Genomic DNA, 25,790 nt, shown 5'->3' with positions numbered 1-25,790 from the left:
CGATCGCGATCCGAGCCAGTGCCGATGTGAACGGGAGGGTACGTCGAGAGTTCGTGCGGGCGCGCTTCAGAACGACCTCTTGGTTGTCGGAGGAGTGGGGCGAGGAGCACTCGGGACGATGTGGGAGGACGGCCTCGAACGAGGCGCGCAGGGGCGGGGCGGGCCTCGAACCTCGAGACCGGCGCGCCGCCGCGACCGACCGGGCTACTGCACGACCGACGGCGTGACCACCGAGACCATCTGCCCGTTCGAGCTGAAGAACTCGACGGCCATGTTCTGCATCTCGAAGGTCACCGCGACCGACGTGAACGGGACGATCAGCGACGTGTGGTCGCCGTCCGTGAAGCGCACGACGCCGCGCAGGCCGGTGGCGTCCATGGCGTTCGCGCTGATCGAGGTCAGGTCGAGCGCCGTGATCAACGGTTCGGTCCCCGACAGCGGTGCGCCAGGGATCGAGTTCAGGATCGTCTGATCGGGCAGGTTCACGGGCATCGCCATGTCGTCGCCGACCACCTCGAACAGCAGCACGGGCTTGTCGCTCTGCTTCAGTCCGGCGGCGTAGTTGATCGGGTCCGCGTCGTCGAGCACGGTCTGTGCGGCGAACAGGAAGGCCTCGTACTCGGGCGTGCCGGTGAAGATGCCCGCCGCCGCGAGTCCGGCGGTGATCTGCGGGCCGAAGCTCGGCGAATCGGCCAGCACGCGCGCGAGTCCACCGCCCGGCATGGCGAGCACGGCCGCGATGATCTCGGGCGACTGCTGGAGGTACAGCGAGCCGACGATCGCGCCCAGCGAGTGCCCGACGAAGTACAGCTGCGACGTGTCGAAGTCGTCGTCCGCCACGCCGTCGTAGTCGGCGCCGTCGAGCGACGCGGTCAGCGCGAACAGATCGGCGACCGCCTGGTGGACGTTGTCGCGCGACGTGCGCAGGCTCGCGAGGTTGATGAAGTGCGCGCCGCTCGAGTCCAGGAGCCCGTCGGGGCCGGCCGCGCCCGTGGCGTTGTCGAGCAGGTCCAGCCCGAAGTGCCGCTCGCGCACCTGACCGTCCTGGTGGCCGGCGAAGATGAAGTCGAAGGTCCCGCCCGACTCGACGCCGTGCAGCGGCAGGTCGATCGCGACGGCCGCGAAGCCGCTGACCGCGAGGCGGTCGGCCATGCCGAACAGCGTCGACCGGTCGGCGGTGATCGCGTGCTGGTAGATGACGACCGGCCACCCGCCCACGGGCTTGGCGCCCGTCGGGACGGTCAGGAGCACGGGAACCGTCTGCTGCTCGCGCGCTTCGGGCAGCGGGTTGAAGCCCGTGACGGCCAGGTCGGTGTCCCCGGCGCCGAACGGATAGCGCGCGCGGAACGTCGTCTCGCGCGGTGTCGTGTCCGTGTTCAGCGTGGTCGGCGTGGCCACGTCCCCGGCGCTCTCGAGGTAGTACGGCAGGGTCAGAGCGCCCTCGTACACGTCGGCGTCACCGGTCGAGCCGATCAAGGTCGCCGTGTCGCCCAGCGCCGTCGTGTCGAACACGAGCGAGGTGGTCGAGAACGGGCTCGGCGTCGTGTCGGTGCAGACGAGTTCCGGGTTCGCCGCGCAGACCGAGCCGATCAGCGTCGCCTCGTCGCCCTGGGCGATCTGCCGCAGCGAGCCGATCACGCCGCCCTGGGACTGGGTGGTGAACGCGAACGACAGGACGATGTCGTCCGGATCGACGCCGGCGCCGTCGGCCGCCGAGTGCATGGCCAGGATCTGGCGCTGCAAGGGTCGCAGCGGGTCGCTGTCGGGCAGGACAGCCGTCTGCGCCGCGAGCTGGTAGACGATGCTGCGCATCACCGGGAAACCGTCGGTCCCCTGCACGTCGTCGGTGATCACGACCATGTACGAGGTTTCCGGCTCGAGCGGCGCGGTCGGCGCGATCGTCAGCGTCGCGTCCGATTCCGGCGCGAGGCCGATCGTGTACTCCGACGTCGCGAGTTCGCGCGTCACCGACTGGACCGGTGCGCCGCGCAGGAGCCCGGGGATCGGCTGGAGCGCCACTTCGAACACTCGCACGGTCGTGCCCGCGACCAGTGTCGAGAGATCGACGTCGAGGCTGAACGGAACGCGCATCACCGCGGTCGTCGACCAGCCATCGAGTCCGTTCAGGGCCAGCGTCGGTCCTTGCTCGGCGGGGTCGGTGGGCAGGGGGAGCGCGAGGGTTCCGTCGGTCGAGCCGGCGAACAAGAGGTCGTTCGGGACCGGGATGTCGCCCGTGGTCGGCGAGTAGATCGCCGTCGTGCGGATGACCGTCGTGCGCACGTCGCTGCTCTTCGCGCACCCCGCGGCCAGGCCGGCGATGCACAGCGCCGCCGCGCCCAGGACCGACCTGGACGAGACCTGCGTGTTCGACGGTTCGGCGAGCGTCCGTGCGAACATCGACCGCGCGCGCCGTCCCTTCGTCGTTTCGCCCGATCCGTGCTCCACGCGCCCTTCCGGCTCTCGCTGGCTCCTGCTCATCCGGCCGATGCTACCATCGACGCCCCGTCCCGAGCCGGACGCGCGCCCCTCGCTATGCAGCCCGATCACCGCTCCACCGTCGCCTCCCTCGAGAGCGCGGACGCCAGCGCTCAGGAGTCCGAAGCGGCCCCGAGAACGACGTCGCTCGCGCCCGCGCGCGGTGGTTCTCGACGCCGTTCGCGCAACCGCTCGCTGGCGTCGCTGCTCGCGCTCGCGGCGGCCTTCGTCGCCCCCGGCTGCGCCCTCGTCTCGCAACCCCTCGACGGCGACCCGTGGGAGAACGCCGACGCCGGCGCACACAGTCTCGGTGTCTCGACCGGTTGGGCCCTCTACGAAGCCGAGGTCCGACTGCAGGACCGCAACGGAACCCCCGACCTCGGATCCGGCACCGACACGACGGACCTGGATCCGACGGGCGGCTTCGCGCTGAAGTACCAGTACTTCCTCAACTCGAACGTCGCGCTCGGCGCGATCGTCGAGCAGCGCACGTTCGATCCCGAGGTGGTGCGGCCGCTGTCGAGCGACATCGACGGCGACGACTACACGACCTACCACTACCTGTTCAGCTCGCGCTTCTTCACCGACCCGCTCGGTGAGGACGGGCGTTGGAAGGCGTTCCTCGGCGCGGACCTGGGCTACGTGGACCAGGTCGAGCTCGACGCGACGGTCACCTACGCGCCCGGCTTCGTCGAGCGCGTGACGCTGAACGGCGACTCGTACTTCACGCTCGGCCTGGTCGGCGGACTCAGCTACCTGATCTCGGACCGCATCTCGTTCGAGTTCGGCGCGTTCTACGAGTGGCCGCTCGACTCCAGCGACGACACGCTGGTCCTGAACATCCCCGACGGTCTCGGCGGAACGAATCCGAACAACGTCGACGGCCAGGTCTACCCCGAGGGCCTCATCGGCTTCCTCACGCTCACCTACTACCTGTGACGCCGCGGTCCGCCGCGCTCCATCCATGCCCATCGCGATCAAGCGCGCGCTGATCAGCGTCTCCGACAAGGCCGGCATCGAGGGCTTCGCACGCGGACTCGCCGAACGCGGCGTGACGGTGCTCTCGACCGGCGGAACGCACGCCCTCCTCGCCCGTTCCGGCATCCAGGTGCAGGACGTGGCCTCCTACACCGGGTTCCCCGAGATGATGGACGGCCGCGTGAAGACCCTCCACCCGAAGGTCCACGGCGGGATCCTGGCGCTGCGCAACGACGCGGACCACGTGGCGTCGATGCGCGAGCACGGGATCCAAGGCATCGATCTGGTGTGCGTGAACCTGTACCCGTTCGAGGACACGGTCGCGAAGCCCGACGTGGAGTACGCGGACGCGATCGAGCAGATCGACATCGGTGGGCCGTCGATGGTGCGTTCGGCGGCCAAGAACCACCGCCACGTCGTGGTCGTGACCGATCCGGCCGACTACGAGCCGCTGCTCGCCGAACTCCGGAAGTCCGGCACGATCAGCGAGGCCACCGCGAAGCGGCTCGCGCTCAAGGCCTTCGAACTCACGGCGCGCTACGACGCGGCGATCTCGACCTGGTTGCGCGGCGCGCTCGGCGACGAGCTCGACGCGCGCTACTCGGACGGCGACAGCGAGGGCGCCGTCGCGAGCGCGGACGAGGAGGGGGACGGCGTCGACGTCCTGTGGTCGTCGCAGGCGGAACTGGCCAGCGTGCTGCGCTACGGCGAGAACCCGCACCAGAGCGCCGCGATCTACCGTTCGCCCGACGCATCGGGCGCCACGCTGACCGGCGCGCGCGTGCTGGGCGGGAAACAGCTCTCGTACAACAACTTCGTCGACCTCGACGCGGCCCTCGCGCTGGCGTCGGAGTTCACCGAACCGTTCGCCTGCGTGCTCAAGCACAACAACCCGTGCGGCGCGGCCTCGGCGGACACGCTCGAGCGCGCGATCAAGGATGCCTGGGCCGGCGACCCGATCAGCGCCTTCGGATCGGTCCTCGGCTTCAACCGCGAGGTCGACCTGGCCACGGCGCGCTTCCTGACGGCGGAGAATCGCTTCGTGGAGGCGATCGTCGCGCCGGGCTTCGCCGCCGACGCGCTGACGCACCTGCAGACGGTGCCGCGTTGGGGCAAGAACGTGCGCCTGGTCGAGGTCGACGCCGTCGGGCCCGATTCGCCGGGGCGCGCGCGCCGTCGGGCCGTCCCCGTCAGCGGCGGTTGGCTGGTCCAGGACGCGGACCTCGCGCTCGAGGGTGAGGACGACTGCCGCGTGGTGACCGAGACCGAACCGACGCCCGAGCAGCTGCGCTCGCTCGTCTTCGCGAACGCGGTCTGCAAGCACGTCAAGTCGAACGCCATCGTCCTGGCCGAAGGCACGCGCGTCGTCGGCGTCGGGGCCGGCCAGATGAGCCGCGTCGACTCCGTGAAGATCGCGATCGAGAAGGCCGGTCCGCGCGTGAAGGGTTCGGTCCTCGCGTCCGACGCGTTCTTCCCGTTCCCCGACGGTCCCGAGCTCGCGATGGATGCGGGCGTCGCCGCCTTCCTGCAGCCGGGCGGGTCGAAGAAGGACAAGGACGTGATCGCCGCCTGCGACGCGCGCGGGGTCGCGATGGTCTTCACCGGACAGCGACACTTCCGTCACTAGGCGGGACGCGGGATCCCGGGCGAACAATTCCGGATCCGACCCCTCCGCCGAACGAGTCCTCGACCCGACCGCCGTGCGCGCTCTCCACACCACGCTCCTGCTGCTGCTCGTCGCCGTCCCCCTCGGCGGATGCGGCGACGATCCGCTGCCCGCGGGGTCGCTGTTCGTGCGCGCTCCCGACGCGTTGTTCGAGGAGCACGGACGACTGGCGCCGATCGACGGTCGCGGCTTCGGCGACGGCGGCGAGGGGGCGTGGTACGCGGACGTCGAGGACGGCCTGGCCTGGAGCCGCGGCCGTCGCGCGCAGCTGATCCTCAACACGCTCGACGACGGTCGCGGGCGCGTGCTGCGCGTGCGGGCGAAGCGGGCGCCGGGTGGCGCGAAGCAGCTGAACCTGCGTCTCGGCGACCACGACCTCGGCACGGTCGATCTGTCGGAGGGCTCGGCCTGGCACGAGTTCGACACACCTCCCGAAGTCTGGAACGGCGGCGAGAACCTGCTCGAACTTTCGGTCGCGAGCACGGTGGTCGTGCCCGCGCCGCGCGACTACGACATCGCGGACGAGCGCCGCGTCGGGTTCGCGTTGGGCGCCGTGGAGTGGGCCGAGCCCAGACTCGCGCACGCCAGCCGCGAGGGCCTCGAACTCGAGCCGGGCACGGGCGCGCTCTACCACATCGGCGGACCGAACGCGGGCCGACTGGTGCTGTCGGGTCGCGTGAAGGACGGCGTCGACGGCGCCCTGGCCCTGACGTTCGGCGCGCTCGACACCACGGACAGCCGCGTCCTCATCGACGCCGAGCCCGTGGTCCTCCTGCCCGAGAACGGCGTGATCGCCTGGGAGGGATCGCTGCCCGAGCGTTCGCGCGCCTTCGCCGACGCGACCGGATCACTGCGGCTCGAGTGGTCGGGCGACGGCGCGGTCGTGATCGACGACCTGCGCGCGCTGCCCCTCGACGCCGCGCGTCCGCAGCAGGGCGCGAGGCCGACCCGACCCAACGTGGTCTTCGTCTCGGTCGACACGCTCGCCGCCAAGCACCTGTCCTGCTACGGCTACCCGCGCGAGACGACGCCGCACATCGATCGGTTCGCCGCCGAGAGCGTGCTCTTCGAGGCCGCCATGGCCAACGCGCCGTGGACCGCGCCGAGCTACCTCTCGCAGTTCACGGGCCTGTACCCGAACGCGCACGAGATCCGCGCGAAGGGCGTCGCCGAACCGCAGGCCTGGGAGACGAACCACCTGGCCGCCAGCCGCTGGACCTGGGCGGAAGCGCTGCGTTCGGCCGGGTACGCCACCGCGGCCTGGCTCGACAATCCGTGGGTCAGCGCGGGCATGGGCATGGACCAGGGTTTCGACGTCTTCGACACGAGCGCGGCCGAGATCTACCTGTCCGACACCGATGGCGGGTTCGCGCACATCCTGCCGCTCGCGCTGGAGTGGATGGCGCAGCGCGACTCGCCGTTCTTCGCGCTGCTCCAGCCGATGGACCCCCACGGTCCGTACTTCACGCGCTGGCGCTACCGCGGCCGGTGGGACGGCGACGGTCTCTACGACCCGCAGCGCCGTGTTCCGGTCGGATTCGACCAACAGCACGTGTTCGGCGTGATCCCCGAGTACGTGGCCTGGGCCGAGCGAAAGGGCATCGGCCCGCCGACCGAGACGCTGCTCTCCGAGCCCTACGCCAACGCCTACGACGAGAAGATCGCCGAGGTCGACGACTACTTCGGACGGCTGTACGCCTGGCTCGATCGGCGCGGTCTGCTCGAGAACTCGATCGTGATCCTCAGCTCGGACCACGGCGAGGCGGTCGGCGAACACGACTACTGGTTCGACCACGGGACGCTCTACGACGAGGTGCTGCGCGTGCCACTGATCGTCAGGCTCCCGGGCGGCGAGCACGGAGGACGGCGCATCACGACGCCGGTGCAACTCGTCGACCTGATGCCGACGGTGCTCGAGCTGGCAGGTCTGCCGGTTCCGCCGGACCTGCACGGTCGCTCGCTCGCGGCCGCGATGGGTGGGGCCGAGCTCGATGCCGCTCCGATCTACGCGCGCGGCGGCATCGGCGACCAGGAGGCCGTGCTCGACGGCGGCGACAAGTTGATCTGGTCCGTGCCGACCTCGTCGTCCTACCAGACCATCCTGCGCCACCCGCGCATGCCCGAGGGGCATCTCGAGCGCACGGCGCCGGAGTTGGTCGGGACGTGGTGGTCGACCGCGAAGTACGCCGCGTGGTTCTCGGAGCGGCCCGAGGTGAAGCGCGCGGTCTTCGAACCGCTCGTCGGCGAGTTCCGCGAGGTCTACCGCTGGCGCGACGATCCGCTCGAGGCGCACGACCTCGTGGCCCCGGGTGCGGAAGCTCCCGACGTCGCCGCGCGCGAGCGATTGGAGGCGGTGCGCCTCGCCGAACGCGCGAAGGGAGAGGCGGCGCAGGCCAGCGCATCGCGCGCCGTGCGGCCGCCGTCGATCTCCGACACCGTGCGCGCGCGGCTCGAAGCGCTCGGCTATCTCGAACCGGGCGAAGGCGCGCCGACGGACTCGGACGGTCGCTGAAGCGCGATACACGCGACCCACAGCACGACCGCGCCCAGGAACCAGGCGCCGTAGGCCTCGGCCAGGTCGCTGCCGCGGTCGCCGAGCGTGCCCGAGCCGGTCAGGCCGTGCAGGAGCGCGCTCGTCGCCAACGCCGCGACCGCCCACGCGCGACGGGCGCCGACCGCGAGCCACGCGATGCTCACCAGGTGGGCGAGCGGGAACACGAGCACGACGTAGTGCTGCTTCCACGAGCGCTCGCTGAGCAGCAGCATCGCGAGGCACAGGATCGCGAACGCGCGCAGGGTCGCGCCCCCGTCCGCGTCGCGATCCGCCGACTCGTCACCGCGCGCGAACGGCCGCAGGGCGAGCACGCTGATGCCGAGGACGCCGAGCGCGAGCACGCGATGCAGCCAGTGCAGCGCGTCCGCCGAGAGGTGCGCGACGCCGATGCCGAGGTCCTTCGCCCAGACGTCGGGCCGCGCTTCGATCGCCGTCGCGTCGGTGAACCAGCGCGCGAGGACGCCGAGCAGCGACTGGTTGGTGTGTTCGGTCACGAGCAGGGTCAGCTCGCGCCCCTCGAGGTAGGGCAGGAACATCTGGCGGCCCCACGCACCGAGCAGCTCGAGCGCCGTCGTCGGTCCGAGCATCGCACCGGGCACCGCGACCAGGAAGAAGACGCAGCCAGCGCCGAACCCGATCAGGCCGGCTCGGCTGCGGCGCGCGAGCGGCAGGGCCAGCAGCAGCAGCGGCGTGACCTTCAGCGCCGCGGCCAGCGCGATCCACAGTCCGCCGAGCGCCTCCATGCGGCGGTGCCAGGCGAGCAGCGCCGCGGCGATCGCACCGAGCACCAGCAGGTTCGTGTTGCCGTGCGCCAGGTCGGACGACCACACGCGCAAGACGCCCGCGAGCACGAGCAGCGCCGCGACCGTCGGAGCGCGGCCGGGCTCGAACGCGATCGCGAGCGCCACCGTCAGAGCGAAGCTCGCCAGCACGATCTTGAGGGCCGCGAACGCCAGGCTGCCGGGGACGGGGCCCAGTTGCGCGAACGGCGCCAGCAGCAGCCCCGAGATCGGCGGCGTCGGAAAGCCCTCGGCGCTCGTTCCGTCCTTCGCCGCGCCCTCGGTCCGCACCAGTCCGGAGTCCGAGCGCTCGTAGACGTCGCGACCTTCGACCAGCTGCTCGAGCTGCGGCGTCCACTTGATCAGCGCCTGCTTGCCGCGCTGCGCCTTGTCGGCGACGCGGACGAGGGTCAGGATCGCGAGGACGAGTCCGAGGGCGACGAAGCCGTAGCGCTGCATGGGTCGGTGGGACGGGTGCGGCGCACCTGATCGGTCGCCGGCCGCACGTCCGCGCCGGACCCTACGGCATCCCGAGCCACTTCGAGTCGCTCGTCGCGAGCACCGTCCCCGCGGCGTCGTACCCGACCAGCCGCGCGCCCCACTTCTCGGCCCTCCACTCGACGATGGGGAGCGGCGTGCGCGTCTCCTCGCAGTGGCCGGCCCAGCCGAGCTTGTAGGTCTCGTAGGCCGGGTGCGTGTGCACCTCGACCGACAGGTCGCGCAGTTGGCGGAGGACCGGCGTGAGGTCCTCGGTCAGCTCGACGTAGGTGGCGGAGCCGAAGGCGGCGGCCTTCGTCGTGGGGAGCTTCGCGAAGTAGACCTCGGGTCCGTTCGCGATCTCACTCTCCGCCACGCTGCGCGAGACGGTCCGGCGCAGTGGTTCGGGGATCGCGGCGATCGCAGCCGCTTCCTCCGTCGCCGCGGCGGCGCGAACGCTGCGCAGAAGGTGCATGAACTCCAGTCCGCGCAGCTCGTCGAGATCGACCTCGGCGAACGGAACGTCGTCGAACTCGACCAGGCCGACGAGCAGCGGATAGCGCTGGGCGAGCGCACCGAGCTCCTCCTCCGCTTCGGTCACGGCCGGCCCTTCGACGGCTCCGGCGGAGAGGTCGGGACCGCCCGGCCGCTCGACGTCCGCGACCAACGCACGTCGGTCGTGCGCCAGCTGGACCTCCGGTTCGGGCAGCACGGCGCCGACGTCGGGCGTCGGTGCCAGCCACTTCGGTCCGGGAGCTTCGGCCACGGGCGCGGTGAGGCGGCCGACGGTGAAGGCGCCCGTGAGGGCCAGCGCGGCGGCGAGGATCGTGAGGGTCTTCGTGCGGTGCATCATCGGTCGCGTCCGTGGATCATGGAACGGATCGGTGGCCCGCGCCGGTTCGGCTCACAGGCAGTCGCTGCAACCGCGCACGATCTCGACGCCCGTGAACGTGACGACGTAGTCGCCCGACGGGATGCCCCAGGCGCCCGCCGCGTGGTCGTAGGTGAAGATCGCACCGGGCTGGCAGGTGCTGGCCGGGCCGTTCGGACACTCGTCGACACACTCGACGTCCTCGAGATAGCGCTGGCGCACGAGGAACTCGTGCAGCGCCATGTCGTCGGGCGTCGTTCCGTGCGACGCCGCGAACACCGGTGTGACCTTCGTCCGAAGGCGAGCGCTGTCGAGAATGGTGACCTGCTCGCCACACTCGTAGAGGATCGTCTCGGAGGGGGCGGACGCGTGGGACGGACCGACGACCAGGAAGGCAGCGGCGAGTGCCAGGAACTTGAGTCGCATGGAGCTTCGGAGAGGAGAAGAGCTCGTGCGTACCGCGGACACCAAGAGCCCCGGCCACGCTTCTTCGTCCCGACGCTATGCGGGTCCAGGAGTTCCGTCAAGGCCGGCGGGTGGGCGCCGACAGCGCTCCGCGTTCGGCTCCCGCGAACCCAAGAATTGTGCAGCAGACAAGTCGCCTGCTGGGTTCAGCGGCCATCTGGGCGCCGATCAACGATTTACGACTTCCTAGGAGGGCCCGGCCGAGGGCGGTGGTCGCGAGTGGCTCGGTGTCGCGCTCGCCCAGCGGCCCTCGGCGCCGCTACGAATTCGAACGAGAAATCGGTCCGACCTTCGGCGGGCGAGCCCGTGCGTTCGAGGGCGCCGGCTGCCGCCCTCACTCGCGCGACGTGGCGACGGCCGCGCGCTCGGCCTTCGGCGCTGTGCCCTTGTCGAGCGCCATCAAGAGGCCCTCGCCGTCGACGCCCCAGCCGCAGGTCTCGAGCCAGCCGTAGATGTCGTCCATCGGCGTGACGAGGCCCATGTGCGGAACGATCGTCGGGCGCAGGGTTCCGTGGTTGTAGATCTTCGAGAACACGCCCAGCAGTTCGCCGGTGTTCTCGTCGAAGACCGCACCGCCGCTGTTGCCGATGTAGGTCGGCGCGTTGATCATCCAGTAGCGCTGTCCGTCCACCGTGTGAGCGGTCGACGCGACCTGGCCGCGCGTCGGGATCGGGTCCGTTCCGAGCGGGCAACCGACGGCCACGATCGCGTGGAACGTGCGCGCGGCGGCCATCGTCTCGCGTTGGGGCAGGAGCGCGCCCTCGGCGACCGGCACCGTCGTGTCGAGCTCGAGCAACGCGACGTCCATCGCTTCGTGGCGGACGACGACGTGCGCGATCTCGTCGCGGTGGCGGCCGTCCTCGAGGTAGATGCGGACCGGGATCGGCGTCACCGGCTGACGCGGATCGTCCTGCATGTCGCGCACGACGTGCCACGCGGTCAAGAGATGGGTGCGCCAGGCGTGGTCGCGACCCGGGATCGGCTGCGAGCGCAGCAGCGTTCCACTGCCGACGCTGATGTCACCGGCGAGTTGCACGACGGGGCCCATGAACCGGCGCCACAGGATCTCGGGATCCTCCTCCGCGCGCGCGGCCCGACTGTCCTCGAGCCGACGTTCGAGGGCCACGAACTGCTCGCGCTCGCGAGTGATCGCCGCTTCGAGTTCGGCGCGCGTCTCGGCCAGTTCGAGCGTGAGCTCGGCGCGCTCGCGCTCGGCCGCGCCGAGCTGCTCGGCGAGCAGGTCCTCGAGAATGGTGCGCTGGGCCTGTTCCAGCTCCTCGATCCGCCGCTCGCGCAGGTCGAGCTCGGCCGCCAGCTCGGCGAGGTTGGCCTCGGTGATGCCGATGCGTCCGAAGACCTCGTCGCGATCCCGTTCGACCAGATCGCCGACCTCGACCAACTCACCCAGGCGTTCCTCGAGCTGCCGCACCTGCCCGATGTGGCCACGCGAGATCTGCGCGTCGGACACGTCGAGGACCTCGAGCGCGACCAGACGTTGTTCGAGGGCTTCGCGCTCGGCGCGACCGAGCCACCAGGCTCCGGCCGACAGACCGGCTGCGACGACGATGAGAAGGGACGCTTTCCACATGGGCGATGAGCCAGGTGGAAGATGGAGGGACCCACCCGGACTCGGCCCTTTCGGCGCCGCGCGCGGGCGGATCTTGAGCCGGGCCCGCGAAACCCCGCGGCCGGCCGTACGCCGTCAGGAGTTGCGTCGCTCGGGGTGGCCGGGTCGGCCGGCCCGCCGCCTGGTGGGGTGATTCACTCCCGCGAGGCCCGGATTCGCCCCGTGTCGGCAGCGCCCCGTGCCGGCGCGCTGCTGCGTCAGGCCTCCTTCATGACTCGCGGGCCCGGTACGCGCCCGAGTGGGGGCGAGTCGCCCGTGCCACGCATCGGATCCCGAACGGAACGCCGAAGTGCCGCGACGGAGCGAATCACACCACTAGCGTCCCGCGCCGAAGCGCTCGACCGCCGCGCTCGCGTCGAGCAACCGCGTCGAGACGATCCGGTCGCCCTCTTCGATGGCGTCGAGGACGTCGAAGCCCTGGACCATGCGCCCGAAGAGGGTGTAGTTGCCGTCCAGGTGCGGGGTCGGGCGGTGCGTCACGAAGATCTGGCTGCCGCCCGAGTCGACCCATTCGTTGCGCGGCATGCCCAGCGAACCGCGCAGGAACTTCCGCGGGGTGAACTCGTGTCGCAGCGACGTGCCGCGCCAGTCCAGGCCGCCGTTCCCGTCGCCGCGATAGTCGCCGCCCTGCACCACGAAGTCGGGCACCACGCGGTGGAAGAGGGTTCCGTCGTAGTGGCCGGTCGTCGCGTGCTGGACGAACGAGTACACGTGCAGCGGTGCGTCCTCGGGGAACAGCTCGAACACCATGACCCCGCGCGTCGTGGCGACCTCGACCAGCGGGTTGCGCTGCCAGTCGGGGTAGTCGCGGCCGGGCAGCGGAATCGTGCGCGGCGACGAAGTGGGGGGCGGGACGTTCGGCAGGGACGCTTCGCCGAGGACGTCGATCCAGGTCGTGCGCGCGACCAGCCGCACCTGCGGGTTCTGGGAGCGCAGCGCCGTCCGCAGGAGCTCCTCGAAACCGTCGCCCAGGGCCGCCGCACCGGCGCCTTCCGCGCTCCCGATCGCGCGCAGCGACTCGAGCGCGTTCCACGCCAGCTCGGGACCCACGTCGCCCACGGCGTTGGACGCCGCCCGGATCAGAGCCGGCGCGTCCTCGGGCGAGCCGGTCGCTCGCAGCGCCAGGACGGCGGTCAGTCGCCGACCGTTGTCGCTGTCGTTCGCCACGATGTCGCGCAGGCGCGCGCGGGCGCTCGGGGTCGCGATCTCGCCCAGGCTCTCGATCGCCATGGTCGAGACGAAGGGCTCGGGGTCGAGCAGGAGGCGGTCGGCCAGGGGCTCGCCGATCCGCGCCGGTAGGAAACGCGCGGCCTGTCCGGCGGCGCGGCGACCGACGAGGTCCGAGCTGTCGGAGAAGGCCACGATCTCCCGTTGGACGGCTTCCGGTTCGCGCGCGCCGAAGATCTCGGCGTAGGCGACCAGGGCCGCGCTGCGCACGCTCGACGAGCGGTCGCGCAGTCCGCGCTGGGCGCGCGCGCGCAGCTTCTCGGCCTGCGCGGCGAAGGCCGGCAGCGCTTCGCACGCGGTGCGCCGCACGTGCGGGCTGCGGCTGTCGAGGGCGGCGAGGACGCTGGGCAGGGAGCTCTCGTCGGCGTGGGTCGCGAGACCGCGCAGGGCTTCGACCGCCACGCGCCAGTCCGGGTCGGAAGCGGCGCGTTCGAGCGAGCGCACGCCCTCCGGGCTCGAGCGCGTGCGAGCCAGGCCGCGCACCGCGAAGATGCGCGCCTCGGGGTAGGGCGACGTGTCGTGTTCGAGGTACGCGCCGCGGCCGACCTCGGAGCGACGGCGCTGCAGGGCGTAGAGCGTGAGCCAGATCTCGGTCTCGAGCGGCGGACCGGACGCGCGCGGGCGGATCGGGCTCAGCACGCCCAGGAGGTCGCGGTCGATCTCGCCGGCGACCGGGCCTTCGACCGGCAGCATCCCACAGGCCGAGATGGCCTCGACGCGCACGTCGACGACCGGGTCGTACAGGCGGCGGATCACGAGCCGCGCCATCTCGGCCGCTCCGTTCTTGTCGGGGCCGCCCTCGAGGTCCTCGCTCGACAGGCGTTGGGCGATGCGCGCCGCGGCGTCGACCAACGCGCTGCGCACGGCGGGTTCGGCGTCCTCCCAGGCCAGCGCGATGGCACCGGCCGCGGTCACGTCACCGCGCCAACCCAGCGCGCGTGCGGCGGCGGCCCGGACCTGCGCGTCCGGATCGCCGAGCGCGGTCGCGAGCGCGTCGGTGACCTCGACGCCGTAGCGCTCGAGCGGCATGCGCCCCAGCGCCTGGGCGGCGCGCGCGCGGACGGGGGTGTCGCCGGCGACGAGCAGCTCGAGCAGACGCCCGCTGCCGGTGCGGCGCGCTTCTTCCAGGCTCGCGATCTCCGCGAACTCCACGCGGGTCGGCAGAGCGATCAGGCTGCCGCGCGGACGAGTGCCGGTGTCCTCGGGGTCGCCGGTCGTTCCGCACGCCGCGACCATGGCGCAGGCCAGGGCGACCGCGGCGAGTTTCGACGGACGAAGGGGGCTGACGCGCATGCTTCTTCGACTCATTGTTCTGGGCTGCGGCCGGACGGAGCCGCGAGGGGGCTAGCATGTCAGGCCAGCCCCTTCAGAGCCACCTCCCAGATTCCCCGAGTCATGCCGATCGCACGCATCGAAGAAGCCCTGCGCGACCTCCGCGCCGGAAAGATGATCATCCTCGTCGACGACCCCGGTCGCGAGAACGAGGGCGATTTGATGATGCTCGCCGAGCACGTGACGGCCGAGGACATCAACTTCATGATCCGCGAGGCCCGGGGGCTCATCTGCATGCCAATGAGCGACGCCGTGGCCGATCAGCTCGATCTGCCGCCCCAGGTGCCGCACAACACCAGTCGGATGGGCACCGCGTTCACGGTCTCGATCGAGGCGACGACCGGCGTCACGACCGGGATCAGCGCCGCCGACCGGGCGCGCACCATCCGGGTGGCTGCGGACCCCGCCTCCACCCCGCGCGATCTCGCGCGCCCCGGGCACATCTTCCCGCTGCGGGCCAAGTCGGGCGGCGTTCTGGTGCGCGGCGGTCAGACCGAGGGGACGATCGACCTGGCGCGGCTCGCGGGCGCGCGCGAAGCCGGCGTGATCTGCGAGATCATCAAGGACGACGGCGACATGGCGCGCATGCCGGACCTCGAGGTCTTCGCCGAGAAGCACGGCCTGCAGATCGTGACGATCGCCGACCTGATCGCGTACCGCCGCCAGAAGGAGCGCCTGATCGAGCCGGTGCAGATGGACCTGTCGATGCCCACGCGCTTCGGCAAGTTCAAGGTGCACATGTTCCGCTCGGTCGTCGACGGTCGCGAGCACCTGGCCCTGTGCACCGAGGCGATGCCCGGACCGGGGATCGATGGCCCGCGGGAGCCGATCGACGAGCCCGTGACCGTGCGCGTGCACTCCGAGTGTCTGACGGGCGACGTGTTCGGCAGCCTGCGCTGCGACTGCGGCCCGCAGCTCGAGCACGCGATCGAGAAGCTCGCCGAGCAGAAGTACGGCGTGCTCGTCTACATGCGCCAGGAGGGCCGCGGCATCGGTCTGGCGGCGAAGTTGAAGGCCTACCAACTGCAGGACGAGGGGCTCGACACCGTCGAGGCGAACCAGGCGCTCGGCTTCCCGCCCGACCTGCGCGAGTACGGCCTCGGCGCGCAGATCCTCACGTACCTCGGCGTGCGCAAGATGCGCCTGCTCACGAACAACCCGCGCAAGATCGCCGGCCTCGAGGGCTACGGCCTGTCGGTCGTGGACCAGGTGCCGATCAAGATGGCGCCGAACGACGTGAACTCGAAGTACCTGCGCACGAAACGCGAGAAGCTGGGGCACCTGCTCGACCACGTGGAGGAGTGATCGGTACGGCGTCAGGCACGCAGCTGCCACCTGCCGCCGATGTCGCTGCGATTCGCAGCGACTTGTCGCGGCAGGCCGCAGATGTGTGCCTGACGCCGTACCGAAGCTACCTACACTCGACGCATGAGGAATTCGTCGGGAGGGTCCAGGTCCGGGCTGGTGGTCGTCGGTGCAGCGCTCTTCCTTGTTGCGCTCTGGATCTTCACGCGCGCGGATGGTGGGGGACAGAGCCGCAGTCGAACGACGTCGCCAGCGCTCACCGGGTCGAGCGACGCTTCGCCGACGGAGTCGCGGTCCGGTTCGAACGTGCTGCAGGTGCCCGCCGAGAGCGGACGGATGAGCCTCGCCGACTCGTCACGGGCGACGGTCACGCTCGAGGTGAAAGCGCACGGCGGCGGAATTCCGGTCGCCGGCGCCCGGGTTCGCTCCGCGTTCGAAGAAGGCAGTGCCCTTCACTTCGTCGAAGGGACGACCGACGACGCGGGTGAACTCCAGCTGCGAGTCGATCCGAAGCTGGCCGAGCGCGCACTCCTGGTCCACGTCGACGCGGAGGACTACCCACCGACCTCCTTCGTCGTTCCCGAGGCGAGCGGGTCGTGGGTCGTCGAGTTGCCCCGACGGGCCCAGGTGTCGGTCCGCATCTTGGACCCCCAGGGCGCGGGTATCGAAGGTGTCGAACTCGGCCTGGCGCCCGACGTCCTGGACGCGTGGTCGGGGACGTTCGCAGGAGTTGAGACGGTGGAGCAATGGCTCGCGCCGGCAGCGCGCCTCGCGAGTCTCCATTCCACCCGCTTCGCGCGTGACAGTGCGGCGTTGGTCGCCGATGGCGACGCGGCGGCCCTCATCGAGGCGCAGTCCGCGAAGGGGTGCGCGACGGACGTGGCGGAACTGCTCGCACTAGAGTCCGACCGCTATCGCGATCCGGATTTCTGGCGCTTCTGCGCCTTCCTGGAGAGTCGAGGCATGCGTCGCACGACCGGCGCGGATGGAAACGCGAGTTGGGCCGGCGTGCCGACGACCGAGTCCGGCTACCGGTGGTTCGCCGAGCCTGGGCTGGAGGTCGCATGTGATCCACCCGGTCCTTCCGTCGACCCAGTTCGCCGGGCGCAGAACCTCACGACGCTCTCGAGCCTCTCCGGAGTCTTCGAATTGGCCGACGAGTCACACGCTCGCTTCGTCGGCTCCAGCTCGCGTCTCGGTTCGATCCGGGGCGCCCTCGCAGTCGATCGGCTCGCTGGTTGGACCTGGGTCGCGGTGGAGCTCTTTCGTGTCGTGCGACCGGTGTACGCGGACGGGACGTCGGGCGCCGACTATCGCATGCGCGTGGAGGCTCGAGACTTCGACGAAGATGGTGACTTCGAGTTCGACGAACTCCCGGAGGGGCAGTACACACTGACGTTCTTGGCGGGGAAGGAGAGGGTCGACGACTTCGCACTGGAAGCACGGCATGCGAACGTCCGCGGAGGAGAAGTCGTCGATGTCGGGCCCGTCGTTCTTCCAGGAGGGGTGCATGTCGATGTCGATGTCAACGTCTTCGTGGATGGCGAGCACGTCGTCGACTCCGTCGCTGCCGGTTACCTGAAGTCGCGGCTGGAACTGAATCTCCTGATCCTCGAATCACCACCGGTCGGCGTGCTCATTCACGAATTGGTCCCCTTCGATCTTCGAACGGGAGTCTCTCTCTTCCTACCGACGCGGTTCCAGGAAGTACGGTTGCAGCTCGCGGACTGGAGGTTCGCAAGAAGTGAGCTGGACTTCATCGAATCCAAGTCCGTCTCCGCCTTGTACGAGGACTTGATCCCTTCGGTCGAACTGCGGATCGACCTCGCCGAAGTGCCGGCGAGCAACGTGGCAGTCTTCGCTCCCTCGCTGCAGCACGGCGACGAGTACGAGCAGGCAGAGGTCTTCGTCCTGTTCGCGGATGGGCGGACGCGCTCGACCGACGAAACGTTGATCTTCGATGACCGAGTCGCCGCGCTCGACGTGCCGGTCGATGCGGTCGAATGCTGGATCTGCACGCGCGCCGCCACGCCGCCACTGTTCGGACGTCTGCAGAGGGCGGGAGACGGCGTGGAGACCGACCGCTTCGTCCTCGAACCGGGCGTGACCGTCGTCATCACCGATAGCGATCCGCCGAGCCCACCCGCGAACGCTCGCGACGCGGACCTTCCCGAGATCGTCGGCGTGGCTCCACCCGGCTGGCCGCAGGGATCGAGGGCGACCTTCGCTGCGGATCTTCTGCCGACGATGCTCGAGTCGGGGCTGGTCCTGCCCGACATCGAAGCGAGCTATCCGGGCAGTGGGTCGAGTCGCGGCTTGACGGTACGTCGAGTCGACGGGGTGTTGCGGGGTGCGTTGACCGCTGGCGGCCGCTGAGGCCCCACCGACTGGCCGTCCACCTACACCAGCAGCCGCTCCACGAGCCACGGAACCGTCTCGTCCAGCATCTGCGCCGTAGCGTCGTCCGAGAACACGTGATCGGCGCCGGGCAAGAGCGCCGTCGTCGCGTTCGGAGCCGCCCGCGCTGCATCCAACGTGTCCTCGACCGGGACCACCGTGTCCGCGTCGCCGTGCACGAGCAGCCACGGCACCTCGATCTTCGGCGCGCGGTCCAGCACCGAGCCGATCAGGCGCATGTCGTCCATGAACGTCTGGCTCAAGGGACACTCGGGCTTGTCCCACATCAATGACGCGCCCGGCTGCTGGTCGCCGAACTTGCGTTCTGCGAACTGTGCCGTGCGAACCATCCCGGCCAGCGACACGAGCGCGGTGAGACGCGGGTCCTCGCTCGCGCGCAGCACGCCGACCGCGCCGCCCATCGAGTGCCCGGCGTAGGCGATGCGCCACGGGCCGCTGGCTTCGACCGCGTCGAGCACCGCACCGAGATCGGCCACTTCCTTCGTGATCGTCGAGTCCTCGAAGCGGCCCTCCGAGTCGCCGTTGCCACTGAAGCTGAAGCGCAGGGCCGCGATGCCTCGCTCGGCCACCGCTTCGGCCAATGCCACCAGGAACGCGCGGTCCTTGTTCGCCGTCACGCCGTGTCCGATCACGAGCAGGGCGTCGCCCTCCGTCCGCGCCGGGTGGAACGCCAGGTCGAGCCGTTCGCCCGCTGCGTTGCGAACCTCCGCACTACCGATGTTGTTCGCGCCACTCACGGGTTCAGCACCGTGCGAATGCCGTCCTTCTTCTCCATCAGCTCGAACGCGCGATTGACGTCCTCGAGCGGCATGCGGTGGCTGATGAAGCTGTCCAGATCGATCTTGCCGGCCATGTACATGTCGACGAGTTGCGGCACGTGGGTGCGGCCTTTCGCGCCGCCGAAGCTGCCACCTTGGACACGCCGCCCGGTGATCAACAGGCGCGGCACGATGTCGAGCGTCTCGCCCTTGCCCGCCACACCGAGGATCGTGCACAGGCCCCAGCCCATGCGCGCCGCCTCGACCGCTTCGCCCATCACGCCGACCAGCCCCGTGGCCTCGAACGTGTAGTCCGCGCCCATGCCGTCGGTCAGGTCGAGCACGCGCTGCACGTTGTTCTCGTCGGCCACGAAGGTGTGCGTCGCGCCGTACTTCTTCGCCAGCTCGAGGCGCTCGGCGGAGCGGTCGAACACGACGATGCGCTCGGCGCCGCGCAGTTTCGCGCCCACCACCGCGCCCAGTCCGACCATGCCGGCGCCGAACACGACGCAGGTCGTTCCGGCCTCGACCTCGGCCTTCCACAGGGCCGCCGCGATGCCGGTCGTGGCGCCGCAGGCCAGGAGGCAGGCCGCGTCAAGCGACGCCTCCGGGTGGATCTTCGCCAGCGCGATCTCGGGCATGATCGCGGCCTCGGCGAACGTGCTCGTGCCCATGAAGTGCTTCATCGGCACGCCGTTCCGCGACAGGCGCGTGGTGCCGTCGGGCAGGTGCCCCTGTCCCTGCTCGGCGCGGATCGCGGTGCAGATGTTCGTCTTGCCGCTCGTGCAGTGGGCGCACTGGCCGCACTCGGGCGAGAACAGCGTGACCACGTGATCGCCGACCGCGACCGACGTGACGCCCTCGCCGACCGCTTCGACCACGCCGGCGCCCTCGTGCCCGAGGACCGTCGGCGCGTATCCGCTCGGGTCGACCCCCGACGCGGTGTACAGGTCGGTGTGGCACACGCCGCAGGACGTGATGCGGACCAGCGCCTCGCCGGCCTTGGGCGGCGCGAGGTCCACTTCCTGGACGACGAGGGGTTTGGCGAACTCTTCGAGGACGGCGGCGCGGATCTTCATCGGAAGGAGGATAGCAGCGGCCGATAGGCTTCCGAGCGCCCGCGTCCGGCGCGCTTCCGACGCTGCACCCATGACCGTCTCCTTCGTCATTCCCGCCCACGACGAGGCGGCCACCATCGAGCGCGTGATCGCGTGCGTGCAGGCCGCTGGCGAACACGTGGGTCGGCCCTACGAGGTCGTCGTCGTGGACGACAGCTCGAGCGACGGGACGGGCGAACTCGCGGCCGCCGCCGGCGCGCGCGTGGTGCGCGTCGAACACCGCCAGATCGCGGCCACGCGCAACAGCGGTGCGCGCGCTGTGAACGCCGAGTGCGAGACGATCGTCTTCGTCGACGCCGACACGTTCGTGGACGGGCCGCTCGTCGCCGCGGCGCTCGAGCGCATCGCACGCGGAGCGGTGGCGGGCGGCGCGCTGATGCGGTTCGACGAGGCGCCCTGGTACGGGCACTTCGTGATGTGGTTCATCTCGCGCGGGTTGCGCCTCGCGCGCATGTGCGGCGGCTGCTTCCTGTTCGTGCGGCGCGACGCGTTCGAAGCGGTGGGTGGTTTCGACGAGGATCGCTACGTCAGCGAGGAACTCGTCCTGGCGCGCAAGCTGAAGCGCATCGGTCGTTTCGAGGTCATGGCGCGGCCGCGCGTCGTGACGTCGGGCCGCAAGCTGCGCGACATGACACCCGGCCAACTCGGCGCGCAGCTGTGGCGCATCGCGCGCGGCGGCCGGCGCGCGCTCGAATCCCGCGAAGGGCTCGAGGTCTGGTACGGCAAGCGCTGACGCGGTTGCCGCGGTAGGCTGGCGGGCGCGCCGCGAACGCGGTTCCAGGCCCTCCTGCGCCGGGCGACGCCCGATCCGAGCATGACCCACCGACTCGTCCTCATGCGCCACGCGAAGAGCTCGTGGGCGGAACCTGGACAGACCGACCACGCGCGGCCGCTGAACGAGCGCGGTCGCCGCGATGCACCGCGCGTCGCGTCGCGCCTGGTCGAGCTGGGCTGGACGCCGGACGCCGTCTGGTCGAGCGATGCGGCGCGCACGCGCGAGACGTTCGACCTGATGCTCGGAGCGTTCGATCCCGCGCCGCAGGTCACGTTCGATCGCGACCTCTACCTGGGTGATCTGGGTTCGATCCGCGGCGCGGCGGTCCAGTGGCAGTCGACCTGGCGCACGGTGCTCGTGCTCGGTCACAACCCGGGCCTCGAGGACGCGGCCGGCGAGCTGTCGGGCGAACCGATCGGGCTCACCACCACCAACGCCGTGCTGCTCGAACGCGGCGACGACGGCGGCGACTGGGCCGATGCGTTGCTCGGCGGCTGGCGACTCGCGGGCATTCTGCGGCCGAAGGAGCTGTAGCGGCGGCGGCCGGGCGGAGTCGGGCCGTCGTCGCGGCTCGCACGGGACCTCCGCCTCGGTTCGCTCGAGGCCCGACCCCAGCCCGCGGGCGCGACGCAGCGCCAGGTCGAGCTCGCGGTGGCCCGGAGCGGCGCGGCCCAGGTGAGCGCGGTCGCCACGTTCGCGAACGCGCCCGGACGAGGCCGGCAATTCGTGACAGCCCGCGCGAGCAGGCGTCGCTTCCAGGTCGGCGGAGGCACGGACCTCCGCGAACACCATGAAGACCGAACCGATCACGCGTCCCTCCTTCCCTCGCTCCTGGTCCTCTCTCGCCGTCGCCGTCGCCGTCGGCCTCGCTCCGGGCCTGGCGGCCTGCTCGGGCGGAGGCGGGGGCGGCTCGGAGCCGATCCTCGTGGCCGCGACCTTCCAGGACACCTTCGAGGTCGGGCTGAACAGCGGCCGGACGGCGCCGCGGGGCGGCCCCGGCACGGGCGACGTGGAGCTCCTCGTCCTCTCGGTCGACACCCGCGACGGCACGCTGTACTCGCTCGATCGCGGGCGCGACCTGCTCGTGACGATCGATCCCGACACCGCCGCGCTCGCGCCGGTCGCGTACCTGCCGCGGTACCAGGCCCAGGAGTTCGTCTTCGATCCGGCCCAGGGGCGGCTGCTCGGCTCGGACTTCGACGCGAACACGCGGGTCCGTGTGGATCCGCGGACGGGTCTGCTCGAGGACCTCGGATCCTTCGGCAGCGGGAGCCTGTACCCGCTCTCGCGCGGCAACGGCACCTGGTACCGGGTCGAGGGGGCGCAGGTGCGCGAGATCGACCTCGAGACCAACACGATCCTCGCGACCCTGTTCACGCTGCCGGGACCCGTCGGCATCGCCCAGGCCTTCCACCCGGTCGAGGGCGTGCTCTACGCGGTCGACGGTTCCGACCAGCTCGTCCGCATCGATCCGCTCGCACTGACGTCCACCGTCGTCGGTCCCACCGGCTTCGGCTTCATCACCTCGCTCGCGTACCACCCGCCGACCGACACGCTCTTCGGTCTCGACCCGGCGGAGCGTCAGCTCGTCACGATCGACACGACGACCGGAGCCGCGACGCCCGTCGGCGCGTACTCGAGCGACGGCCTGAGTTCGCTCACGATGGATCCCGTCACGCGCACGCTCTACGCCGTCGACAACGCCACCGACCGGCTCGTGGCCATCGATCCGGACACCGCCGCCATCCGCTCCGTCGGTGAGGTCGGGTTCACGCGGGTCCGCAGCCTGGCGTGGGACAGCATCGCCCAGCGGCTGTTCGCCATCGACGAGGACACGGACCTGTTGATCGAGGTCGATGCGACCACCGGCGCGGGGACGGCCATCGGTTCGGTGGGCACCGGGGACTTCAGTTGCCTCGTGCACCGCGCCTCGGACGACACGCTGTACGCCATGCGTTTCGGTTCCTTCCAACTCTTCGCCATCGACGCGAGCACGGGCGCGAGCACCGCGCTCGGGACCACGGGCGTGGGCCGTGCGCGCGCTCTCACCGTGGATCCGGTCACGGACGAACTGGTGGTGTTCGACGAGCTGCAGCGACGCGTCGCCTCGATCGACCCGGCCACCGCCGCGACCACCGATCGCTTCATCGCGTGGAACGGGGTCGTCGAGGGGATGGAGTTCGACCCGTCCACGGGCGCGCTCCTGGCGGTGGACCCGTTCACGCGCCAGCTCGTCGAGATCGACCAGACGACCGGCGCGGCGCTCGTCCGCGGCAACCTCGGCACGCAGATCCTGGGGCTGGCTGCCGACCGCGCGGGTGGACGCGTCTTCTCGGTCGATCGCGACCGCGCCGTGCTGCGGACCACCGACGCGACGACGGGTGAGATCCTCGCGTCCGCCCACCACATCTCGTCGGCGGCCGTGACGGCGCTCGCCTGGGACGAGCGCGACGAGGTGCTCTACGGTGTCGGCGTCGGGGACGAACTGGTCACGATCGACCCGGCCACCGCGATCGCGACCGTCGTCGGCCCGGCGGACGTGGGCAATCCGGACGGGCTCGCGTTCGACGCGAAGGAGCGCGTGCTCTACGCCGTGAGTGCCCACGCGGACTTCTTCGCCATCGATCCGATCACGGCCGTCGTGACGCCGCTCGGCACCTTCACTCCGGTGGCGGGCACGGGCGGTGGCTTCTTCCAGGGGCTCACCTACGACGCCCCGAGCGGCACGCTCTACGGCGCGTCGGCCGAGTCCGGCCTCGTGCGCATCGACGTGGACGCGCGCACGTTCGAGACGGTGGCCGAGTTGACGCCCGAGGTCCACGGTCTCGCGGGGCGGGTGCGGTAGCGCGCGGCGCGTGCAGGCCTCACGCGCCACGCTGATAGTCTGGCGGCGGCCCCCTCCCGCGAACCCCGTCCAGACCGCCCATACGTTCGTTCAGCACCGCCGTCGTCCTTTCCGCGTGCCTCGTCGCGTTCGGCTGTTTCGCCGAATCGAGGTCGGGGACGAGCGGCGCTGGGACCTGGGTCGTCTCGGGCAGTCGCTCGATCGCTCAGGTGGCGCCGGGGACGGGTCGCGTCGTCGAGCAGAACGAGCCGGGGGTGAGGGGGTATCCGGGACTCACCGGGCTCACGCTCGACACGCGCACGAACACCTTCTACGCGGTCGATCAGATCGGCGACCAACTGATGACCGTGGACCCCGACACGGGCGTCGCCCAGCGCGCGGCTCCTCTGCCGCGGCGGGGGATCGCGGACCTCTTCTTCGATCCGGCCTCGGGGCGGCTGCTCGCCTGGGACTCGATCACGACCGACTACCTGAGCATCGCGACCGGCGGCAGCGGCGACTTCGAGGTCCTGGCGACGGGCGTGTCGAACATCGCACCGCTCGTGTTCCACGACCTGGACGCGGTCTGGTACTCGCTCGAGAACAGCGACGACCTGTACTCGTTCGACCCGACGACCGGCGCGAAGACGTTCCTCGGCGACCTGACCGGGTTCGCCACCTACAACTCGCTGGCCTACGACAGCGCGGCGCAGGTCGTGCGCGCGAACGCCGGGAGCGACGTCTACACGATCGTTCCGGCGGCCTTCACGGCGACGCTGGAGGTGCCGTTCAATCCGTTCCCGACCACGCAGCTCCGCAGCCTGACGTACCAGCCGAGCACGGACACGCTGTTCGGGCTCGACCTCGCGCGCGACGAGTTGGTGACCTTGGACATCGGCGGCGCGTCGGCGGCGTCGCGCGGTGGTCACGCGGATCCGTCCCTCGAGCGCCTCGTGTACGACCCGGCAGAGGACTGCTTCTACACGGTCTCGGGCGCGCGGGACGAGCTGATGGCCGTCGACCCCGAGACCGGACGCGCGCGCTCGACCGTGCCGATCGGGCTCACCAGCGTCGCCGCCCTGGCCTTCGACACGGTGGCGCGCGAGCTCTACGCGATCGAGACCGGGTCCAGCTCGCTCCTACGCATCGATCCACCGACCGGCACGACGACGTTCGTCGGTGCGCTGCCGGCTCCCGACTTCCGCGGGCTCGCGTTCGCGGGTGCCGGCGGGACGCTGTTCGGAGTGACGGCCGGCGGCGAGGTGTGGGAGATCGATCCGACCGACGCGAGTTCGGCCTTCGTCTTCTTCACGTCGAACACGGACAACCGCGGTCTGACCTGGGATCCGGTGAACGAGCGCCTCGTGTCGTTCGACGCCGTGCAGGGCCTGCCGGTCGAGATCGATCCCGCGGCGCCCTCCGACGCGGCGCTCGCCGGAGTCGCGTCGATCGTGGTCGAAGGTCTGGCGTGGGACACGAAGCGCGAGCGGTTCGTGGCCTTCGACGCGTTCGCGACCCAACTCGTGACCCTGGACCTCGAGGCGCCGTCGGCCGTGACGCTGGGCGAGGTCGGCGTCGGGCTCGACGGCCTGGCCTACGACTCACGGAATCAGCTCGCCTACAGCTACGACGTCCAGCGCAGGTCGCTCGTGACGGTCGACGTGCCCGCTGCACGCGCGATCGCGAGCGTCGTGACCGACGTGGACCTGACGCTCCCGAGTCTCGCCCACGACTCCGACGCAGGTGTGCTGTACGCCGTCTACGAACTCGCCGCGGTGCAGCGCCTCGGGACGGTCGATCCGAGCACGGGCGTCGTGACCGACATCGGCGCACTCGGGCTGACCGGTGCCAGCGGGTTGGCCTACGACACGCGCGAGCGACGACTGCTCACGGTCGTCGCCGGGAACACACTGGCGACCATCGATCCCACCACGGGCCTCGCCACCGCGCAGTCGGTCACGCTCGCGAACGGTCTCTCGGGACTGTGCTACGACCGCTTGACCGGCTGGTTGGTGGGGCACGATCTCGTCAACCGACGCTTCGTGCGCGTGGACCGCGGCACGGGCGCGCTCGAGCCGCTCGGCGAGTCCGTCGCACCGCTCTTCGCCCTGGGCGGTTGGCGTCGTTGACGTCGGGCGCCC

General features: G+C 70.8%; 17 protein-coding genes. 9 read left to right on the top strand and 8 right to left on the bottom strand.

Annotated elements, in window-relative coordinates; genetic code table 11:
• Window positions 1-204 precede the first annotated feature (204 nt).
• On the bottom strand, window positions 205-2,478 hold the full coding sequence (locus Pla163_RS17540) for an Ig-like domain-containing protein (protein WP_145191685.1): 2,274 nt from the start codon (window positions 2,476-2,478) through the stop codon (window positions 205-207).
• A 54-nt stretch (window positions 2,479-2,532) separates the two neighbouring features.
• Between Pla163_RS17540 and Pla163_RS17535 the strand changes: the two genes are divergently transcribed.
• The 3 genes from Pla163_RS17535 (at window position 2,533) to Pla163_RS17525 (ending at window position 7,631) form a co-directional block, all read left to right on the top strand.
• On the top strand, window positions 2,533-3,414 hold the full coding sequence (locus tag Pla163_RS17535) for a hypothetical protein (RefSeq protein WP_145191682.1): 882 nt from the start codon (window positions 2,533-2,535) through the stop codon (window positions 3,412-3,414).
• A 25-nt stretch (window positions 3,415-3,439) separates the two neighbouring features.
• The gene (gene purH / locus Pla163_RS17530; RefSeq protein ID WP_145191679.1) at window positions 3,440-5,080 is read left to right on the top strand and encodes a bifunctional phosphoribosylaminoimidazolecarboxamide formyltransferase/IMP cyclohydrolase; all 1,641 of its coding nucleotides are present in this window, start codon (window positions 3,440-3,442) and stop codon (window positions 5,078-5,080) included.
• 73 nt (window positions 5,081-5,153) lie between these two features.
• Complete coding sequence (locus tag Pla163_RS17525; protein WP_145191676.1) at window positions 5,154-7,631, top strand: sulfatase; 2,478 nt, start codon at window positions 5,154-5,156, stop codon at window positions 7,629-7,631.
• Here the strand turns inward: Pla163_RS17525 and Pla163_RS17520 are convergent.
• The 5 genes from Pla163_RS17520 to Pla163_RS17500 all read right to left on the bottom strand — a co-directional run bounded on the left by Pla163_RS17520 (window position 7,583) and on the right by Pla163_RS17500 (window position 14,412).
• Complete coding sequence (locus Pla163_RS17520; RefSeq protein ID WP_145191673.1) at window positions 7,583-8,911, bottom strand: glycosyltransferase family 87 protein; 1,329 nt, start codon at window positions 8,909-8,911, stop codon at window positions 7,583-7,585. The genes Pla163_RS17525 and Pla163_RS17520 overlap by 49 nt on opposite strands.
• A 61-nt stretch (window positions 8,912-8,972) precedes the next feature.
• Window positions 8,973-9,782 carry a hypothetical protein gene (locus Pla163_RS17515; protein WP_419186098.1) on the bottom strand — a complete coding sequence of 270 codons (810 nt, stop codon included), beginning with the start codon at window positions 9,780-9,782 and terminating at the stop codon, window positions 8,973-8,975.
• Window positions 9,783-9,833: 51 nt separating this feature from the next.
• Window positions 9,834-10,226 (bottom strand): hypothetical protein, encoded by a 393-nt coding sequence (locus Pla163_RS17510; protein WP_145191667.1) that lies wholly within the window; start codon window positions 10,224-10,226, stop codon window positions 9,834-9,836.
• 373 nt (window positions 10,227-10,599) lie between these two features.
• Window positions 10,600-11,853, bottom strand: coding sequence for a S1 family peptidase (locus tag Pla163_RS17505; protein WP_145191664.1), 1,254 nt, complete (start codon window positions 11,851-11,853; stop codon window positions 10,600-10,602).
• A gap of 354 nt (window positions 11,854-12,207) precedes the next feature.
• The gene (locus Pla163_RS17500) at window positions 12,208-14,412 is read right to left on the bottom strand and encodes a peptidylprolyl isomerase (RefSeq protein ID WP_419186097.1); all 2,205 of its coding nucleotides are present in this window, start codon (window positions 14,410-14,412) and stop codon (window positions 12,208-12,210) included.
• 102 nt (window positions 14,413-14,514) lie between these two features.
• Here Pla163_RS17500 and Pla163_RS17495 point away from each other — a divergent pair, with 102 nt between their 5' ends.
• Entirely contained in the window at window positions 14,515-15,756 is a 1,242-nt protein-coding gene (locus Pla163_RS17495; RefSeq protein ID WP_145191659.1) for a bifunctional 3,4-dihydroxy-2-butanone-4-phosphate synthase/GTP cyclohydrolase II, read from the top strand.
• Window positions 15,757-17,079: 1,323 nt separating this feature from the next.
• On the top strand, window positions 17,080-18,132 hold the full coding sequence (locus tag Pla163_RS17490) for a hypothetical protein (RefSeq protein WP_419186096.1): 1,053 nt from the start codon (window positions 17,080-17,082) through the stop codon (window positions 18,130-18,132).
• A gap of 23 nt (window positions 18,133-18,155) precedes the next feature.
• Here Pla163_RS17490 and Pla163_RS17485 read toward each other — a convergent pair whose 3' ends face one another.
• Complete coding sequence (locus Pla163_RS17485; protein WP_145191653.1) at window positions 18,156-18,911, bottom strand: alpha/beta hydrolase family protein; 756 nt, start codon at window positions 18,909-18,911, stop codon at window positions 18,156-18,158.
• Window positions 18,908-20,011, bottom strand: coding sequence for an alcohol dehydrogenase catalytic domain-containing protein (locus Pla163_RS17480; RefSeq protein WP_145191648.1), 1,104 nt, complete (start codon window positions 20,009-20,011; stop codon window positions 18,908-18,910). Before Pla163_RS17480 ends, Pla163_RS17485 begins: the two co-directional genes overlap by 4 nt.
• A gap of 70 nt (window positions 20,012-20,081) precedes the next feature.
• Here Pla163_RS17480 and Pla163_RS17475 point away from each other — a divergent pair, with 70 nt between their 5' ends.
• The 4 genes from Pla163_RS17475 (at window position 20,082) to Pla163_RS17460 (ending at window position 25,778) form a co-directional block, all read left to right on the top strand.
• Window positions 20,082-20,783, top strand: a complete 702-nt coding sequence (locus tag Pla163_RS17475; protein ID WP_419186095.1) for a glycosyltransferase — start codon at window positions 20,082-20,084, stop codon at window positions 20,781-20,783.
• 81 nt (window positions 20,784-20,864) lie between these two features.
• Window positions 20,865-21,359: a SixA phosphatase family protein gene (locus tag Pla163_RS17470; RefSeq protein ID WP_145191642.1), complete on the top strand. Its 495-nt coding sequence runs from the start codon at window positions 20,865-20,867 to the stop codon at window positions 21,357-21,359.
• A gap of 256 nt (window positions 21,360-21,615) precedes the next feature.
• Complete coding sequence (locus tag Pla163_RS17465; RefSeq protein ID WP_145191638.1) at window positions 21,616-23,670, top strand: hypothetical protein; 2,055 nt, start codon at window positions 21,616-21,618, stop codon at window positions 23,668-23,670.
• Between the two features lie 254 nt (window positions 23,671-23,924).
• Window positions 23,925-25,778: an NHL repeat-containing protein gene (locus Pla163_RS17460; protein WP_145191635.1), complete on the top strand. Its 1,854-nt coding sequence runs from the start codon at window positions 23,925-23,927 to the stop codon at window positions 25,776-25,778.
• Window positions 25,779-25,790: the final 12 nt, after the last annotated feature.

It is taken from the genome of Rohdeia mirabilis (genome assembly GCA_007750655.1).
Taxonomy (GTDB): domain Bacteria; phylum Planctomycetota; class UBA1135; order UBA1135.
This window is presented reverse-complemented; position numbering and strand designations above follow the sequence as displayed.

Coding starts and splice junctions, on each gene's coding strand:
- Pla163_RS17540 (WP_145191685.1), bottom strand. CDS start 2,478: ATGAGCAGGAGCCAGCGAGAGCCGGAAGGGCGCGTGGAGCACGGATCG.
- Pla163_RS17535 (WP_145191682.1), top strand. CDS start 2,533: ATGCAGCCCGATCACCGCTCCACCGTCGCCTCCCTCGAGAGCGCGGAC.
- purH (WP_145191679.1), top strand. CDS start 3,440: ATGCCCATCGCGATCAAGCGCGCGCTGATCAGCGTCTCCGACAAGGCC.
- Pla163_RS17520 (WP_145191673.1), bottom strand. CDS start 8,911: ATGCAGCGCTACGGCTTCGTCGCCCTCGGACTCGTCCTCGCGATCCTG.
- Pla163_RS17515 (WP_419186098.1), bottom strand. CDS start 9,782: ATGATGCACCGCACGAAGACCCTCACGATCCTCGCCGCCGCGCTGGCC.
- Pla163_RS17510 (WP_145191667.1), bottom strand. CDS start 10,226: ATGCGACTCAAGTTCCTGGCACTCGCCGCTGCCTTCCTGGTCGTCGGT.
- Pla163_RS17505 (WP_145191664.1), bottom strand. CDS start 11,853: ATGTGGAAAGCGTCCCTTCTCATCGTCGTCGCAGCCGGTCTGTCGGCC.
- Pla163_RS17500 (WP_419186097.1), bottom strand. CDS start 14,412: ATGCGCGTCAGCCCCCTTCGTCCGTCGAAACTCGCCGCGGTCGCCCTG.
- Pla163_RS17495 (WP_145191659.1), top strand. CDS start 14,515: ATGCCGATCGCACGCATCGAAGAAGCCCTGCGCGACCTCCGCGCCGGA.
- Pla163_RS17480 (WP_145191648.1), bottom strand. CDS start 20,011: ATGAAGATCCGCGCCGCCGTCCTCGAAGAGTTCGCCAAACCCCTCGTC.
- Pla163_RS17475 (WP_419186095.1), top strand. CDS start 20,082: ATGACCGTCTCCTTCGTCATTCCCGCCCACGACGAGGCGGCCACCATC.
- Pla163_RS17470 (WP_145191642.1), top strand. CDS start 20,865: ATGACCCACCGACTCGTCCTCATGCGCCACGCGAAGAGCTCGTGGGCG.
- Pla163_RS17465 (WP_145191638.1), top strand. CDS start 21,616: ATGAAGACCGAACCGATCACGCGTCCCTCCTTCCCTCGCTCCTGGTCC.